Origin of the sequence: Kitasatospora sp. NPDC028055, from assembly GCF_040637885.1 — a bacterium.
In the GTDB taxonomy this organism is placed as follows: domain Bacteria; phylum Actinomycetota; class Actinomycetes; order Streptomycetales; family Streptomycetaceae; genus Kitasatospora.
Genome location: NZ_JBEZXE010000017.1, coordinates 1 through 15,349, shown reverse-complemented (window position 1 = coordinate 15,349; position 15,349 = coordinate 1). Strand labels below are relative to the sequence as shown.

Annotated in this window: 15 protein-coding genes; 8 read left to right on the top strand and 7 right to left on the bottom strand. The window is 72.5% G+C overall.

The genetic code is table 11. From position 1 onward, the window contains the following. Window positions 1-121: 121 nt before the first annotated feature. Window positions 122-571: a MarR family transcriptional regulator gene (locus tag AB0F71_RS18970; RefSeq protein WP_360235314.1), complete on the bottom strand. Its 450-nt coding sequence runs from the start codon at window positions 569-571 to the stop codon at window positions 122-124. Between the two features lie 332 nt (window positions 572-903). On the opposite strand from AB0F71_RS18970, the gene AB0F71_RS18965 reads away from it, so the two are divergent. The 3 genes from AB0F71_RS18965 (at window position 904) to AB0F71_RS18955 (ending at window position 4,099) form a co-directional block, all read left to right on the top strand. After that, entirely contained in the window at window positions 904-1,899 is a 996-nt protein-coding gene (locus AB0F71_RS18965) for an FkbO/Hyg5 family chorismatase (RefSeq protein ID WP_360235311.1), read from the top strand. Next, window positions 1,896-2,867 (top strand): LLM class flavin-dependent oxidoreductase, encoded by a 972-nt coding sequence (locus AB0F71_RS18960; RefSeq protein WP_360235308.1) that lies wholly within the window; start codon window positions 1,896-1,898, stop codon window positions 2,865-2,867. Before AB0F71_RS18965 ends, AB0F71_RS18960 begins: the two co-directional genes overlap by 4 nt. Before the next feature lie 65 nt (window positions 2,868-2,932). Beyond that, a complete protein-coding gene (locus AB0F71_RS18955; RefSeq protein WP_360235304.1) occupies window positions 2,933-4,099 on the top strand; it encodes an MFS transporter in 1,167 nt (388 codons plus the stop codon). A gap of 74 nt (window positions 4,100-4,173) precedes the next feature. On the opposite strand, the gene AB0F71_RS18950 is transcribed toward AB0F71_RS18955, so the two are convergent. Continuing rightward, window positions 4,174-5,484 (bottom strand): MFS transporter, encoded by a 1,311-nt coding sequence (locus tag AB0F71_RS18950; protein ID WP_360235301.1) that lies wholly within the window; start codon window positions 5,482-5,484, stop codon window positions 4,174-4,176. 214 nt (window positions 5,485-5,698) lie between these two features. On the opposite strand from AB0F71_RS18950, the gene AB0F71_RS18945 reads away from it, so the two are divergent. From AB0F71_RS18945 to AB0F71_RS18935, 3 genes are all read left to right on the top strand, one after another. Beyond that, window positions 5,699-7,042: a condensation domain-containing protein gene (locus AB0F71_RS18945; RefSeq protein ID WP_360235298.1), complete on the top strand. Its 1,344-nt coding sequence runs from the start codon at window positions 5,699-5,701 to the stop codon at window positions 7,040-7,042. 119 nt (window positions 7,043-7,161) lie between these two features. After that, window positions 7,162-8,130 carry an NAD-dependent epimerase/dehydratase family protein gene (locus AB0F71_RS18940; protein ID WP_360235295.1) on the top strand — a complete coding sequence of 323 codons (969 nt, stop codon included), beginning with the start codon at window positions 7,162-7,164 and terminating at the stop codon, window positions 8,128-8,130. Window positions 8,131-8,311: 181 nt separating this feature from the next. Continuing rightward, a complete protein-coding gene (locus tag AB0F71_RS18935) occupies window positions 8,312-9,121 on the top strand; it encodes an AAC(3) family N-acetyltransferase (protein WP_360235292.1) in 810 nt (269 codons plus the stop codon). Between the two features lie 47 nt (window positions 9,122-9,168). Here AB0F71_RS18935 and AB0F71_RS18930 read toward each other — a convergent pair whose 3' ends face one another. The 4 genes from AB0F71_RS18930 to AB0F71_RS18915 all read right to left on the bottom strand — a co-directional run bounded on the left by AB0F71_RS18930 (window position 9,169) and on the right by AB0F71_RS18915 (window position 12,952). Continuing rightward, window positions 9,169-10,683, bottom strand: coding sequence for a M1 family metallopeptidase (locus AB0F71_RS18930; protein ID WP_360235289.1), 1,515 nt, complete (start codon window positions 10,681-10,683; stop codon window positions 9,169-9,171). A gap of 153 nt (window positions 10,684-10,836) precedes the next feature. After that, on the bottom strand, window positions 10,837-11,709 hold the full coding sequence (locus AB0F71_RS18925) for a sulfurtransferase (protein WP_360235286.1): 873 nt from the start codon (window positions 11,707-11,709) through the stop codon (window positions 10,837-10,839). A gap of 137 nt (window positions 11,710-11,846) precedes the next feature. Further along, the gene (locus AB0F71_RS18920) at window positions 11,847-12,179 is read right to left on the bottom strand and encodes a hypothetical protein (protein WP_360235283.1); all 333 of its coding nucleotides are present in this window, start codon (window positions 12,177-12,179) and stop codon (window positions 11,847-11,849) included. Window positions 12,180-12,343: 164 nt separating this feature from the next. Next, window positions 12,344-12,952 carry a polysaccharide deacetylase family protein gene (locus AB0F71_RS18915; protein ID WP_360235280.1) on the bottom strand — a complete coding sequence of 203 codons (609 nt, stop codon included), beginning with the start codon at window positions 12,950-12,952 and terminating at the stop codon, window positions 12,344-12,346. 1 nt (window position 12,953) lies between these two features. Here AB0F71_RS18915 and AB0F71_RS18910 point away from each other — a divergent pair, with 1 nt between their 5' ends. Both AB0F71_RS18910 and AB0F71_RS18905 read left to right on the top strand, forming a co-directional pair. Continuing rightward, window positions 12,954-13,220: a hypothetical protein gene (locus AB0F71_RS18910; RefSeq protein ID WP_360235277.1), complete on the top strand. Its 267-nt coding sequence runs from the start codon at window positions 12,954-12,956 to the stop codon at window positions 13,218-13,220. Between the two features lie 200 nt (window positions 13,221-13,420). Continuing rightward, window positions 13,421-14,281, top strand: a complete 861-nt coding sequence (locus AB0F71_RS18905) for an SAM-dependent methyltransferase (protein WP_360235274.1) — start codon at window positions 13,421-13,423, stop codon at window positions 14,279-14,281. A 25-nt stretch (window positions 14,282-14,306) separates the two neighbouring features. Here AB0F71_RS18905 and AB0F71_RS18900 read toward each other — a convergent pair whose 3' ends face one another. Next, entirely contained in the window at window positions 14,307-15,170 is an 864-nt protein-coding gene (locus AB0F71_RS18900; protein WP_360235270.1) for a DNA-formamidopyrimidine glycosylase family protein, read from the bottom strand. Window positions 15,171-15,349: the final 179 nt, after the last annotated feature.

Here is a 15,349-nt window from a genome sequence, read left to right as displayed (position 1 = left end):
GAACGCGGAGTGCGTTCGGGGCCGGACTGGACGGGCGGGGGCGCCACGCCGGCGCGCCACAGCCGTCCGGGACCGGGGGAGCCCGGGACCGGACCACGGTGCCGCGCCGGGGGGCGACGGGTCAGGCCTGGGTCGCGCGCAGGGCCTGGACGGTGGGGCCCAGTTCGGGATCGGCGGTGAAGGAGTTCAACGCGGAGGACAGCACCTCCGCGTAGGTCGCCCGCGCCGCCTGGTAGCGCTGGCGCCCCTCGTCCGTGATGACCGCGTAGACCCCGCGCTTGTCCGAAGGACACAGGTCCTTGAAGGCGAAGCCGGCCGTTTCGAGCCGGCCCACCAGCCGGGTCACCGACGACTGCCCCAGGCCGACCCGGTCGGCCAGGTCCTGCATCCGCAGCTCGCTGGTCGAGGAGTGGTGCAGGTGCTCCAGGGACCGGTACTCCGACAGTCCGATCCCGTGCTGCCGCTGGAGCGCCAGGGCCAGCTCCCGCTCCACGAACGAATGGAGCGTCAGCACCCGGCCCCAGGCGGCCTGGTCGGAGCTGCGCAGCGGCGCGTGCGATGAAGTTGCCATAGATGCCTCCCTTGCAGAGGTGTTGCTTGACAGAAGAGTACATGCGCATGCAAGATCCTGGCGCCCCCGATTTTTATTCCCGGGGTCCCTTGAGCGCAGTTGATTGCACGTACAAGCAAACGTTCTACAAGCGTTCTGCCCCTGTTCAGCGCCATCGCAGGAGCCCGGGCCGCCTCGGCCCCGACACACCGGCTCCTGCCCCGTACCCATCGGCGACACCCGCTTCGAGGGCGTCCCGAGCCCCAGCACCTGCGCGGGGCGATCCTCGACGCGCAGGCCCACCAGGACGTCGCCCCACGGCGCCGCCTGCCGCACCGAAGGAACCTGCTGACATGAGCCTCCGTGCCCACTTCACCTCCGCGGCGCAGCCGCCGTCCCCGGAGCCGGGGCGCCACGTCCTCGCCACCGTGACCTACGGCGCCACCACCGGCCTCAGCCGGGTCGAGCACGGCCACCCCGACCTGACCATCCCGATGGCGGTCACCAACGGCGACGCCTTCCGCGAGGTGTGGACCGTCGACGAACAGCCGCGCTGGGTCCTGCGCGAGGACAGCGCCTACGCCCACGACGGCCGGCACCTCTTCGTCGCCGGCCTCCTCCCCGAGCAGTCGGTCTACACCCCGCCGGTGCGGGAGATGTACGAGAAGGCCTTCGCCCTGGTCAACCACCTCGACTACGGCCACATCTTCCGGATGTGGAACTTCGTCGGCGACATCCTCGGCGCCAACGCCGAGGGCATGGAGGTCTACCGGGACTTCGTCCAGGGCCGCGCCCAGGCGTTCCAGACCTACATGGGCGACACCACCGCCCAACTCCCCGCCGCCACCGGGATCGGCACCCAGGGCCGCGGCATAGCCTTCGTCCTGCTGGCGACCAGAAGAGGCGTGCCCCGGCACCTGGAGAACAGCCGGCAGACCTCCGCCTACCACTACCCCGACCAGTACGGTCCCAAGTCGCCGAGCTTCGCTCGCGCCACGCTCCTGGACGACACCCTCTACGTCTCCGGCACCGCGTCCATCCTCGGCCACGAGACCGTCCACCGGGGCGACGTGCGGCGCCAGACCCAGGAGACCCTGGACAACATCGCCCACCTGATCTCCCGCGGGAACCTCGCGGCTCAGGGCGTCGACGCGGGACACGAACTCAAGGACCTACGGATGATCAAGGCCTACGTACGACATGAAGACGATGTTCCGGCGGTACGCGCTGTCTGTGAAGAGGCATTTGGTGTGGGTACTGAGGTGAAGTACCTCAACGTCGCCGTCTGCCGGGACGACCTCCTGGTCGAGATCGAGGGCCTCGTGCCCGCCGTGGGGTGGGACCAGTGACCGCCCTCAAGGTCGGCATCGTCCTGCCCGGCCGCGAGGCCGTCATCGACGAGGGCCCCTACCCGGGCAACCTCGCCTCGATCGCCGCCCTGGCCGAGGAGTCCGGCTTCGACTCGATCTGGGCCGGCGAGTCCCCGCTCGCCCGCTCCCGGATGAACCCGCTGCTCGCCCTCGCCGCCGCCTCCTCGGCCACCGAGCGGGTGCAGTTGGGCACCGCCGTACTGATGCCGCTGCGTGCCCCCGTCCACCTGGCGCACGAACTGGCCTGCCTGGACCGGATCTCCGGCGGCCGGGTGATCGCCGGCATCGGCTCCGGCTTCGCCTCCCCCGCGACCGAGCGCGAATTCGCCAACTACGGGCTGGACTTCGCCACCCGCTTCGGGCGGATGCGGGAGACCGTCGAGATCTGCCAGGCGCTCTGGGCCGCCCGCGGCGAGCCCGTCTCCTACCAGGGCAAGCACTACCGGCTCCAGGACGCCGCCCTGCTGCCGCTGCCGCACCAGCCGCAGGGCCCGCCGCTGTGGATCGCCCACTCCGGCCCCCAGATGCTGCGCCGGGCCGGCCGCGCCTTCGACGGCTGGATGCCGACCTCCACCACCCCCGAGAACTACGGCGCGGGCTGGGACCAGGTCACCGCAGCGCGCGAGGAGGCGGGCCGCCCCGCCGAGGCGGTCACCGGCTCCGTCTACCTCTCCGTCGCGGTCGACCGCACCCGGGAGCAGGCCGAGGAGACCCTCTGGTCGTACTTCCGCGCCTACTACGGCCTTCCGCTCACCACCATGCGCACCACCCAGGGGATCTTCGGCGGCACCCCGCAGGAGGTCGCCGACTGGCTCCACCAGTACGTCAAGAACGGCGCCCGCCACCTGATCCTGCGCCTGCCCACCGCCGAACTGACGGAGGCCGCCTACCGCTCCGCGGTCCGGCGGACGGCGCAGGAGCTCCTCCCGATCCTGCGCGAGCTGTGAACGGCCGGCCCCCGGCGCCGGGGTGGGCGGTGTGGGCGGCGGCGTGGCCGATCACCGCCGTGTTCATGCTGTCCAACATCCCCACCCCGCTGCTCGCCCTCTGGAAGGACCGCATCGGGTTCTCCACCGGCACCACGACGGTCATCTTCGCCGCGTACATCGGCGGGCTGCTGCTCGCCCTGCCGTTCACCGGCGCCCTGGCGGACAGGTACGGCACCCGCCGGGTGCTGGCCCCCGCCCTGGTCGCCGGACTGGTCTCCTGCGCGCTGTTCATGACGGCCACCCACGTCCTGACCCTGATCGTCGCGCGGCTGCTCACCGGTGTGGCGGTCGGCGCGGTGCTCTCGGCCGGCACCGCGGCGGTCTCCCACGTCGGGGGCCCCGGGCGGCGCCCGCAGGCGGTCCTCGCCGGATCGGTGGCCATCGGCACCGGCCTGGCCGCCGGCCCCCTGCTCGGCGGCAGCGTCTCCCAGTACTGGACGGCCCCCACCGTCACCGTCTTCGTCCTGGAGGGGGTCCTGCTCCTGACCGCCCTGGCGGTCGTGTACGCCGTCCACCTGCCGCCCGTACCGGTCTCCCGGGCGGAGCCCGGTACGAGGTGGCTGCGCCTGCCGTCCGTCCCCCGGGTCAACCGCCGCGGCCTGGCCACCAGCCTGATGGTCTACATCCCCGGCATGACGGGGACGTCCCTGCTGCTCGCCCTCGGGCCGATCCTGCTCGCCTCCCTGCTGCACACCGGCAACCGGCTGGTGACCGGCGGGATCGGCTTCATGATGTTCGGCGCCTCCACCGGCGTCCAGTTCGCGATCCGGAACCTGCCGCTGGGGCGGATCCTCACCATCGCGGGCGTCGTCACCGGCGTCGCCATGCTCGGCACCGCCACCGCCGTCCGCGCCCACTCCCTCGCCCTGCTCACCCTCGCCGCGGTGACCGCGGGCGTCGGCCAGGGCATGGGCCAGTACGGCGGCTTCTCCCGGCTGGGGACGGAAGTCGTCCCGACCCGGCTCGCCGAGGCCAACGCGGCGCTCAGCGCGGGCGGTTACCTCTTCGCGGGCATCCTGCCCATCCTGACCGGCTACCTGAGCGACGCCACCGGGATCGCCACCTCCTCCACCGTGTTCGCCTCCCTCACCGGCGCCGCGGCCCTCGCCGGCGCCCTCCTGGTCAGCACCGTCCGGGCGGGCACACCCGTCGAGGAGGTGCGGGAGCCCTCGAAGGTGTCGGCCTCCTGAACGACCCGCCCTGAACGACCCGCCCGCTGCGGCCGGACCGCGGCGGGCGGGCTGCTGCCACACTCCGCGGGGCGTCAGCCGACCGGCGCGGGCACCCGCTCCGGCACCGCCAGCGCCGCGAGGCGGCGCAGACTGGCCCGGCGCTGGAGCGCGGCGAGCCCGGTGGACGCCGCACCGAGCGCCAGCCAGCCCGCCGGCCCGGCGACCATCACCACACCGGTCAGCAGCATCGGCCCCACCGACTTCTGGACCGACTGGGACATCCCCGCCACCCCCAGGTAGGAGGCCCGGGCCCGCGGCGGCGCCAGGCTGACCGCCAGCTCCCAGGAGCTCACCGAGCGCATCAGCTCCGCGAGCGTGACCAGCGCGGCCGCGGCCAGCAGGGCGAGCGAGGCGGTCAGCGGGCCGCCGCCGGTGGAGAGCGCGATCAGCAGGCAGCTCGCGAGCAGCGTCACCCCGTACCAGCCGACCGCCCTGGTCGCCCCGCCCGGCCGCTCCGCCCAGCCGGAGACGCGCAGTTGGAGCACCACCACCAGCACGGTGTTGAGGGTGAGGAAGGCCGGCACCACGGCGTGCGGCGCGTCGGTGTGGTGGATCAGCCAGAGCGGCAGGCCGACGTTGAGCACGGAGTCGTCCAGGCACATCGGCAGGTCCAGCAGCACGAACAGCAGGTAGCCGCGGTCGCGCCAGGGGCTCGGCGCGGCGCCGCCCCCGGCGGCCGACGCCTCCGCTTCGGCCTCCGCCTTCGCCTCCGCCGCCTCCGCCGCCGCTTCCGCGCCCAGACCGCGCCCGGCCGGCTCCGCGGTGCGCCGGATCAGGGCGGCGGCCAGCAGGTACGAGAGCGCGTTGGCCACGATCAGCGCCCGGTACGCGGTGGTGGTGCCGACCGCCAGGCCGATCGCCGCGAAGCCCGTCCCGACCGCGTAGCCGCCGTTGGCCACACTGCGGAACAGCGCCTGGTAGGTGGCCCGCCGCTCGCCCGCGACCCGGGTGGCGAAGAGCATCTCCAGGGTCTTGGCGCCGCGTTCGGCCAGGCAGGTCAGGGCGACCGAGACCAGCAGCGCGGTGAAGTCCTGGACCACCAGCAGCAGCGCCATGGTGGCCACCCGCAGCAGGTGGCAGCCGATCAGCAGACCGCGCACCGAGAACCGTTCGGCGGCCCGTCCGGACAGCGGCGACCCGATGATCCCGGCCACCGCGCCGACCCCGAGCAGCAGTCCGAGCCGCCCGGCGTCCATGCCGCAGACATAGGTGAAGTACAGCACGGACGCGGCCGCCCACACCCCGGTGCCGGTCCGGTCCACGCCCTGGGCCAGCAGCATGATGCGGGCGTCCCGCCCGCCCGGCGGCCGCCGCAGCTGCGACCACAGTCCGTTCCCCCGCATGACAGGTCCTCGTTTCGCGTCCACCGTCAATCTCGACATCAAGATACTTCATGTCGAGATAGCTGCGGAACCCCCGATCCCGCATAGCGGACGGCCCCGCCCGGCCACCCCTCGACGCCCGGCGGGCCGTGCGCCACACTCTCCCCAGCAGCACCCGCGCTCCCAACGCACCGGCACCGACGCACCGAACGACCGCACCCTGGAGAGCCACACGGTGACCACACGCCAACTGCTGGAGATCGCGTTCTCGTCCGGCCGGTCCGGAACCGGCCCGGCCACCTGGGGCCAACGGGCCATCTGGGACGCCGTCCGCCGGCTCCCCCCGGCCGACGTGCCGCGCTACACCATCGCCACCGCGGCCCCGCTGGACCCGGGCCTGCCGCTGCCCGGTCTGCTCGACGCCCTGGCCCGGCTGCTGCACCTGCACGACTCGCTGCACACCCGGCTGCTGCCCGCGCCGGACGGCGCACTGCGCCAAGTCGTCGACCCGGAAGGCACCTTGACTGTCGAGGTGCACCCGCTGGCGGACGGCGAGGACCCGGCCGAGGCGGGCGACCGACTGCACCGGGACCTGGCCGGACGCCCCTTCGACACCGCCACCCAGTGGCCCCTGCGGGTCGGCGTGGTGACGGCCGACGGCCTGGCCCGGCACATCAGCCTGGCGCTCTCCCACACCGCCGTCGACGGCGCGGGGATGAACCGCCTGGTCGCCGACCTGACCGCACTCAGCCTCGGGCACTCCGCCAGTGAGCTCGCGGGGCTCCGTGCACCCGCCCAACAGCCCCTGGAGGAGGCCGAGTTCCAGGCCTCCGAGCGGGGCCGCAAGCGCGACGCGAGCGCCCGCAAGCAGTTCGTCCGCAAGCTCCGCCTCGCCCCGCCCCGACTGTTCCCGGAGCCGCCCGCGACGGAGCACCCCGCCGACTTCCCCAACGCCGTCCTGCGTTCCCCCGCCCTCCCCGGCGCGGTCGAACTGGTCGCCGCCGCCCACCGGGTGAGCACCTCCTCCGTCCTGCTGGCGGCGACCGCCACGATGACCGCCCGTCTGGCCGGCACCACCGAGGCCGTGCTCAACGTCGTCGTCAACAACCGCTTCCTACCCGAGCTGACCAACGCGGTGAGTGTGGTCGCGGGCGACGGACTGTTCCACCTCCCCGACGCCACCGCCGAGTTCGGCGAGGTCGTCCGCCGCACCCACGCCGCCGCGATCGGCACCTACCGGCACGCCTACTACGACAAGCTCGCCCTGGCCGCCGAGGTCGCGCAGCTCACCGCCGAGGGCGTACCGACCGCCGACCGCTCCTGCGTCTTCAACGACACCCGCGAGCTGCTCCCGGCCGCACCCGCCCCGGGCGCCGAGGGCACCACCCTCAGCTGGCCGGTCGAATTCGAGCCCCGCCCGGGCCTGACCTACGCCCTGGACGCCCTGCAGTCCCCCGAGGCACTGAGCCTCGCCATGACCGCCGACCCGGCCGTCCTCCCGCGCCCCGCGATGGAGCGGTTCCTCTACGGCATCGAGGAGTTGATCCTCACCGAAGCCGCGAAGGCCCCCTCCACCTGAGCCCGGCCCGCAGCGGCCCCGGCCGGCCCACCCCGAGCCGGCCGGGGCCGCTGCGCCACTTCTCCTCCCCCGCCCTGGAGCCGCTCGAATCGACTTGACCCAGGCCCTAGCCTGAACCCATGCGGATCCTCGTACTCGGCGGTACCTCCTTCGTCGGCCGCGCGATCGCCGCCGACGCCCTGCGCAGCGGCGCCGAGGTCACGCTCTTCAACCGCGGCCGGACCAACCCCGCCCTCTTCCCCGAGGCGCAGCACTTGCGCGGCGACCGCGACACCGGCGACTACGCCGCCCTCGGCACGGGCGAGTGGGACGCCGTGGTGGACGTCACCGGCTACCGCCCCCGCCAGGTCGACCAGGCCATGACCGCCCTCGGCGACCGGGTGGGCCGCTACCTCTTCGTCTCCAGCCACGCCGTCTACCGCCGCCAAGGGCTCGCCCCGCACTCCGACGAGTCCGCCCCGCTCCGCGAACCGCTGCGCGAGGCCGAGGAGCTGTCCGAGGAGACGTACGGCCGGCTCAAGGTCGCCTGCGAGCAGGACGTCACCGCCCGCTACGGCGACCGGGCGACGATCGTGCGCCCCGGCAAGGTGGCCGGACCGCACGACGAGCAGCGCGGGCTGACGTACTGGGCCCGCCGGGCGGCCCGCGGCGGCCGGATCGCCCTGCCCGGGCGCCCCGAGCAGCCCGTCCAGGTGGTCGACTCACGCGACCTGGCCCGGCTGGTGCTCCGGCTGCTCCAGGACGGCCGACCGGGCGCCTTCCACGCCGTCGGCCCGGCCGAACCGACCACCCTGGGCGGCCTGATCGCCACCTGCGCCGAGGTCGCGGGCACCGAGATCGAGCTGGTGCCCGTCCCGCCGGAGACCGCCCCGCCGCCGTTCTTCCCGCTGGTCCGGGCCGAACCGCTCTGGCCCGGCCAGCAGCGCGACCCGTCCCGCGCCCGCGCCGCCGGACTGCCGGCCACCCCGCTCGCGGTGACCGCCGCCGACGTGCTCGCCTGGGACCGCGAACGCGGCGAACCGCCGCTGGGGCACGGCTTCACCCCCGAGCAGGAGGCCCTGGTCCTGGCCGAACACGCAGCCCGGTGACCCGCGAGCCCGGCGCCCCGAACCGGGCGGCCTGCGCCGCCGTGGACTGACGGACGCCACCCCCCTCCTGACCGATTGTCAGTGGCACCCGCTAGGGTCGGGCCCGAACAATCGCACCACACCGGTACGAATGCACCAGCACGCCCATCAGCCCTACGCACCGCCGCCATCAGGGGGGACCATGACCACACCGGGCACCAGCCCGCTCACCACCGCCGACCTCGTGGAGGGTTGGCACCGGGTCGGCGTCCGCCCGGGCATGGCGATCATCGTGCACTCCTCGCTCTCCAGCCTCGGCCCGGTCGAGGGCGGCGCGGCGGCCGTGGTGGCCAGCCTGCGTGAGGCCGTCGGGCCGGGCGGCACGGTGGCCGCGCCCGCCTTCACCGGCTCCGTCGTCTGCGACCCGGCGCCGGACCACGCCGGGCTGCCCACCCCCGAGATCGCCGAACTGCGCGCCGCCGTCCCGCTGTTCCACCCCGAGCTGCCCTCCCCCATGGGCGCGATCGCCGAGGCCCTGCGCAGCCTGCCGGAGAGCCTGCGCAGCACCCATCCGCAGGCCTCGGTCGCCGCCGTCGGCGCCCACGCCCGCGAGGTCACCGCCCGCCGCTCGCTGGGCTTCGCCGTCGGCCGGGAGTCGCCCTTCGGCGCCCTGCACGACCTCGGCGGGTACGTGCTGCTTGTCGGCGTCGGGCACAACCGCAACACCTTCCTGCACTACGCGGAGACCTTCGCCCCGAACCGCCGGCTCAAGCTCCGCCGCTTCCCGATGGCGATCCAGGGCGAGCGGGTGTGGATCGAGACACCGGACGTGGGCAACGACAACGACACCCACTTCCCGGTCGTGGGGCGGGAGTTCGAGGAGCTGGCCGGCATCCGCGAGGTGCTGGTCGGCAACGCGCCGTGCCGGCTGGTCCCGGTCCGCGAGCTCATACCCTTCGCCGTCCGCCGCCTCACCGAACTGCTCGCGGCGGACGGCCCCGGAGCGGCGTAGCCCGGCCTGTCGGCCGGGCCACGCCCGTCACCTCACCTCACCGGGTGTCAGTGGTCGTGCACCGAGTGGGCCTCCTGGATCTTCTTCCAGGACTTCGGCTCCACCAGCGCCCGGACCTCGTCCCGCGCCCCCGGCGCCAGTGCGGCGGTCGCGGCACCCGGTGCCACCGGTCCGACGGCCGGCTTGCCCGGGGTGAACAGCCAGGTCTTGAAGAGGTCCCCGAGCTTCTGCCCCGACACCTTCTCCGCGTACGCCTGGAACTCCGCGATGGTCGCGTTGCCGTACTTGCGCTCGGTGGGCCAGCCCTTGAGGATCCGGAAGAACTTCTCGTCCCCGACGGTGTTGCGCAGTGCCTGGATGGCCACCGCGCCCCGGTCGTAGACCGCACTGGAGAACTGGTTGTCCGCGCCCGGGTCGCCCGGCTTGACGCTCCAGAACGGGTCGTCGGCCGGGTGCGAGGCGTAGATGTAGTCGGCCAGCTCCTGCGCGGTGCCCTCGTTCTCGTGCTCGGACCAGAGCAGCTGGGCGTAGCTCGCGAAGCCCTCGTTCAGCCAGATGTCGCTCCAGTGCGAGACCGAGACGCTGTCGCCGTACCACTGGTGGGCCAGCTCGTGCACGACCACCGAGGTGTTGGTGCCCTTGGCGAACTGCTTGGGGCTGTAGAAGACCCGGGTCTGGGTCTCCAGGGCGTAGCCGGTCGGGACGTTGGGCACGTACCCGCCGACCGAGCTGAACGGGTAGTCGCCGAAGTAGCCGCTCAGCCAGTCCACCAGCTCGCCGGTGCGCTCGACGCTGGCCCGGGCGGCGTCCGCGTTGTCGCCGAGGTCCTTGCTGTACGCGTTGTAGACCGGCAGCCCGCTCGCGGTGGTGTCGGTGGTGATGTCGAACTTGCCGACGGCGAGCGTGGCCAGGTAGGTCGCCTGAGGCTTGTTCTCGCGCCAGCTGTAGCGGGTCCAGCCGGCCTTCGAGCTGGTGCCGGTCAGCACGCCGTTGCTGATCACCTGGTTGCCGTCCGGCACCAGCACCGAGACGTCGTAGGTGGCCTTGTCGCTGGGGTGGTCGTTGCTCGGGAACCACCACCACGCGGCCTCGGGCTCGTCGGCCGCCACCGCGCCGTCCGGAGTGCGGTGCCAGGCGGTGAAGCCGTACTTCTTCACGGTGGACGGCACGCCCTTGTAACGGACCACCACGGTGGCCTGGCTGCCCTTGGCCAGCGGCCGGGCCGGGGTGATCTCCAGCTCCTGCTCACCGCTGGTGGCGAAGGCCGCCGGCCGTCCGTTGACCAGCACCTCGGAGACGTTCAGCGCGAAGTCGAGGTTGAACCGGGAGAGGTCCTGGGTGGCAGTGGCGAGGATGGTGGTGGTGCCCTCCAGCTCGTCGGTCGCGGGCTGGTACTTCAACCGGATGTCGTAGTGGGAGACGCGGTAGCCGCCGTTGCCGTAGCTCGGGTAATAGGAGTCGCCGATCCCGGCCGCGCCGGGTTGGAAGTCGGCGGCCGAGGCGGGGACGGCCAGGAACAGGCTCAGGGCACTGGCGGCGGAGACGATCAGCCTCTTGCGCAACGTGGTCCTCCAGGATCACCGGATCGATGGGTCGGATCGATCCTTGTCCCGGCAGCCCCCGGTCCACTCCCCAACTATGAGATGTTCATGAAAAGAAACGCGCCGAAATGACGGCGCCTCACCGCCGTCACACACCCCACCCGCCCCACCCGTTCAGGCCCCGAGCACCACCGGCGCCCGCACCAGCGAGCCGTACTCCGTCCATGAGCCGTCGTAGTTCTTCACGTGCGGGTACCCCAGCAGCTCGGTGAGCGCGAACCAGGTGTGCGCCGACCGCTCGCCGATCCGGCAGTAGGCGATCACCTCCCGCTCCGGACCGACCCCCTTGTCCCCGTACAGCGCCCGCAGCTCCTCCGCCGAGCGGAACGAGCCGTCGTCGTTGGCCGCCTGCGACCAGGGCACGTTGACCGCGCCCGGGATGTGCCCGGGCACCTGGGCCTGCTCCTGCGGCAGGTGGGGCGGCGCGATCAGCTCGCCCCGGAACTCCGCCGGGGAGCGCACGTCCACCAGCACCGCGTCCGCGCCGGGCTTGGCGAACACCTCCGCCTTGGCCAGCACCTCGTCCCGCAGCGCCCGCACCTCCGGCCGCTCCGGACCGGTCAGCCGGTAGCCCGAGTGCTGGTAGTCCATCACCTCGTGGGTGAGCACCCGGCGCTCCAGCTCCCACTTCTTCCGCCCGCCGTCCAGCAGCTTCACCGGCCCGAACCCCCGCAGCCGCAACAGCCAGAACGCGTACGCGGCGAACCAGTTGTTGTTGCCGCCGTACAGCACCACGGTGGTGTCGTCCTCCACCCCGGCCGCCCGCAGCAGCTGCTGGACGGCCTCGCGGTCCGCATAGTCCCGTCCGACCTGGCTGTGCAGGTCGGTGGTCCAGTTCCACCCCACCGCACCGGGGATGTGGTCCCGCTCGTAGGCGCTGCTGTCCTCGTCGACCTCGACCACCCGGACCGTCCCGTCGTCCAGGTGATCGGCCAGCCACTCAGTGCGGACCAACGCCTCGGGGTGCGCGTAACCGTTGCCGGTCATACCGGGCCCTCCTTCGCTCTGCCCAGGCTGCGGCACCCGACCACGGGCGCAGGCAGACCACGAGGGCATCACGAGGCACCGGCGACCGGGCCGGACAGTTCGAAGCTACGCCGACCGTCCGGCCCGGGCCACCCGGCTCAGGAGAAGACGACCGAGCGCAGCTTCAGCCGGTTGCCGAGCCTCTTGCCGGGGGGCATCACGTAGTAGGTGTCGCCGTCGCAGTCCTCGTCGAGGAACACCGTGGCCGTCGAGGTGGTGAAGTTGTCCGGCGCATAGGCCGGGGTCGACTCGGTCGCCCCGAGCAGGTTGATGCACTTGCCGCTCTCCGGGTCGGCCAGCCCGGCCGGGACGCCGGGCAGCGGGCCGACCTTGTAGAGGAAGTCCCCGGTGGCGGCATTGGCGGACATCGGAACGGCGAGGACGAGAGCGGCAGCGCTGACGACGGCGAGCACGGCATTGCGGAGACGCATGGATACGAGCCTTTCAGGTGGTACTCGAGGTACCCGGTGAACTGGTGCGAGATCACCCTAGAGGCCGAAAATCCGCAGAAACGCTTCTTCCAATCCACCCTTTCGGGTGGTTTAAACAGCAAAGCCGCTACCCTCTCGATATCCGATTCTCGGACATTCCGATGTCAATTCGGCGGCGCCGTGAAGAGGTACCCGGAATCGATCAGCACCGGCAGGTACGCCTTCAACGCCGCCACCGTCTGCGAGCGGTCCCCGCCGCCGTCGTGGTTGAGCACGATCGACCCCGGCCGCACCTCCTTGAGGACCGTGTCGATGATCGACGACGTCCCCGGCCGGGACCAGTCCCTCGGGTCGATCGACCAGGCCATGTTCCGCAGCCCCAGTTCGGCGGCCACCCGCAGCGACACCGGCGAGAAGTCCCCACCCGGCGCCCGGAACCAGGTGGGCAGTCGCCCGGTGGTCCGGTGCAGCACGTCGCTGGTCCGTTCCAGCTCGTCCCGGACGGCCCCCTCGGACATGTGCCGCAGGTCCGGATGGGTCCAGGTGTGGTTGGCGATGTGGTGGCCCCGGTCCGCGATCTCCTTCACCAGACCCGGGTGCTCGACGGCGTTCTCGCCGATCAGGAAGAAGGTCGCCCGGATCCCGTGCTGCTGGAGCAGGGCCAGCACCTGCGGCGTGTACCGGGGGTCCGGCCCGTCGTCGATGGTGAGCGCCACCACCCGCTGGGCCGGGTCCAGGTCGTACACCGGCTTGCTCTCCGCATCGCTGAGCACCTTGCGAACCGGCTGGACGCTCGGCGCGGCAGAGGCCGACGGAGTAACGGACGGCGGCACCGGAGAGGGCGTCAGCGAGGGCGCCGGAGCCCCGGGCGACCCGGGCGTCTCCGTCGCCAGCACCTCCGTCACCCCCTCCGGAGCGGCGACGCCCCCGCCGCTCCAGGGGCTCCTGCAGGCGGCGGCACCGCCGAGCAACGACATCCCGGCCGCTACCATCAGCAGCCTGCGCGAGGTGACCCGAGCGGCCACCGAAGAAGTAATCTGACGATCAGACAGCATTCTGAATGCTTGCCCCGCTGGTCAGCACCCCTCCCCCCGGGCACCGATCACCACTCCGACAGCCCACACCACCCCCACACCACCGGCCCGCCGCCACCACTCCCCCCGCCGGACGCCCCGCCTCCCCCCACGACCGCTACGCTGTGCCTTCCCCAGTGTGATGATCTGCCATCAGAGGACGTGGCCATGACGAGAAGTCAGGACTTCCCCCAGCAGGGCCCGCAGGACGAGGACGCCGTCGAGCTGAGCCAGTGGGAACGCTTCGGCGTCGACACCACCACTCCGCACTCCGCACGCGTCTACGACTACTGGCTGGGCGGCAAGACCAACTTCCCGCCGGACCGCGCCATGGGCCAGGCCATCGAGGAGGCCGTACCCAGCGTCAAGGAGATGGCCAAGGCCAACCGCGCCTTCCAGGGCCGCGCGGTCCGCCACCTCGCCCGGGCGCACGGCATCCGCCAGTTCCTCGACCTCGGCACCGGCATCCCCACCTCGCCGAACACCCACGAGATCGCCGAGGCCGTCAGCCCGGGCACCCGCGTCGTGTACGTCGACAACGACCCCATCGTGCTCGCCCACGCCCGCGCCCTGATGGTCTCCAGCCCGGCCAGCCGCACCACCTACATCCACGCCGACCTGCGCAAGCCCGAGGAACTGTTCTCCGACCCGGCGCTCACCTCCACCCTCGACCTCACCCAGCCGGTCGGCCTGCTGATGATCGCCGTCCTGATGCTGATCGCCGACGAGGACGACCCCTGGGGCCGGGTCGCCGCACTGCGCGACGCCCTGCCCGCCGGCAGCTGCCTCGCCCTCACCACCCCCACCGCGGACTTCGCCCCGGAAGCGGTCGGCAAGGTCGCCGAAGCGGCCCGGGCCGGCGGAATGACCCTCGTCCCCCGCGGCTACGACGACGTGCTCCGCTTCTTCGACGGCTGGGACCTGGTCGAGCCGGGCCTCGCCCCGGTCCTCGCCTGGCGCCCCGACGGCGAACCCCCGGCAGACCCGAAGGCCGCCTACTACTGGGGCGGCGTCGCCATCAAGCGCTGAAACCATGCGGCTGTTGAAGTGAGCCTCACTTCAACAGCCGCGACAGCCTCCGGTCCGCCAAGGGCTTCCCCCCGGTCTGACACGTCGGGCAGTACTGCAGCGACGAGTCCGCGAAGGACACCTCCCGCACCGTGTCCCCGCACACCGGACAGGGCAGCCCGGTCCGCCCGTGCACCCGCATCCCCACCTTCTTCTCCGCCTTGAGCTCCCCCGCCGCCAACCCCCGCGACCGCTCCACCGCCTCCCGCAGCGTGCCCCCGAGCGCCTCGTAAAGCCGCGCCGTCTCCTCCTCCGTCAAGCTCGACGCCAACTTGTACGGCGACATCCGCGCCACGTGCAGCACCTCGTCCGAATAGGCGTTGCCCACCCCCGCCACCACGCTCTGGTCCCGCAACACCCCCTTCAACTGCCGCCGCTCCCCCCGCAGCAGAGCAGCGAACTCCGCCACCCCGAAGCCCGGATCCAACGGATCCGGCCCCAACCTCGCCACCCCCGGCACCTCCGCCGGATCCCGCACCACATAGACGGCGAGCCCCTTCTTCGTCCCCGCCTCCGTCAGATCGAACCCGCCCTCCCCCACCAACCGCACCCGCAACGCCAACGGATTCCGCGGCCCCGGCTTCGCCGGCTCCCCCGGCAGCGTGTCCCTCCACCGCAACCACCCCGCCCGCGCCAGGTGCACCACCAGATGCAACCCACCCACCTCGAAGTCCAGAAACTTCCCCCGCCGCCCCACCGCCCCCACCGCCCGCCCCTCCAAGGCCCCCACCGGCGGGTCGTACGTCTTGAGCGCACTGATCGCCACCGGCTCCACCCGAGCGATCTCCCGCCCGACCAACCGCTCAGCCAAAAAGGCGCTCAGCGCCTCCACCTCAGGCAACTCCGGCATGCGCCCAGTCTCTCCCCACCCCCTCCCACCCGCACGACAGATCCCACCAACCCCCACCACCAACCCACCCACCCCAACCCCCCACCTCCCCCTCACCCGACCCAGGCGAGAGGGACGCGCTGCGGGAGGGGGCGGTGGAGGGGGTGGGTGCGGAGAGGGGCGTGACGGGTGATTTTCAG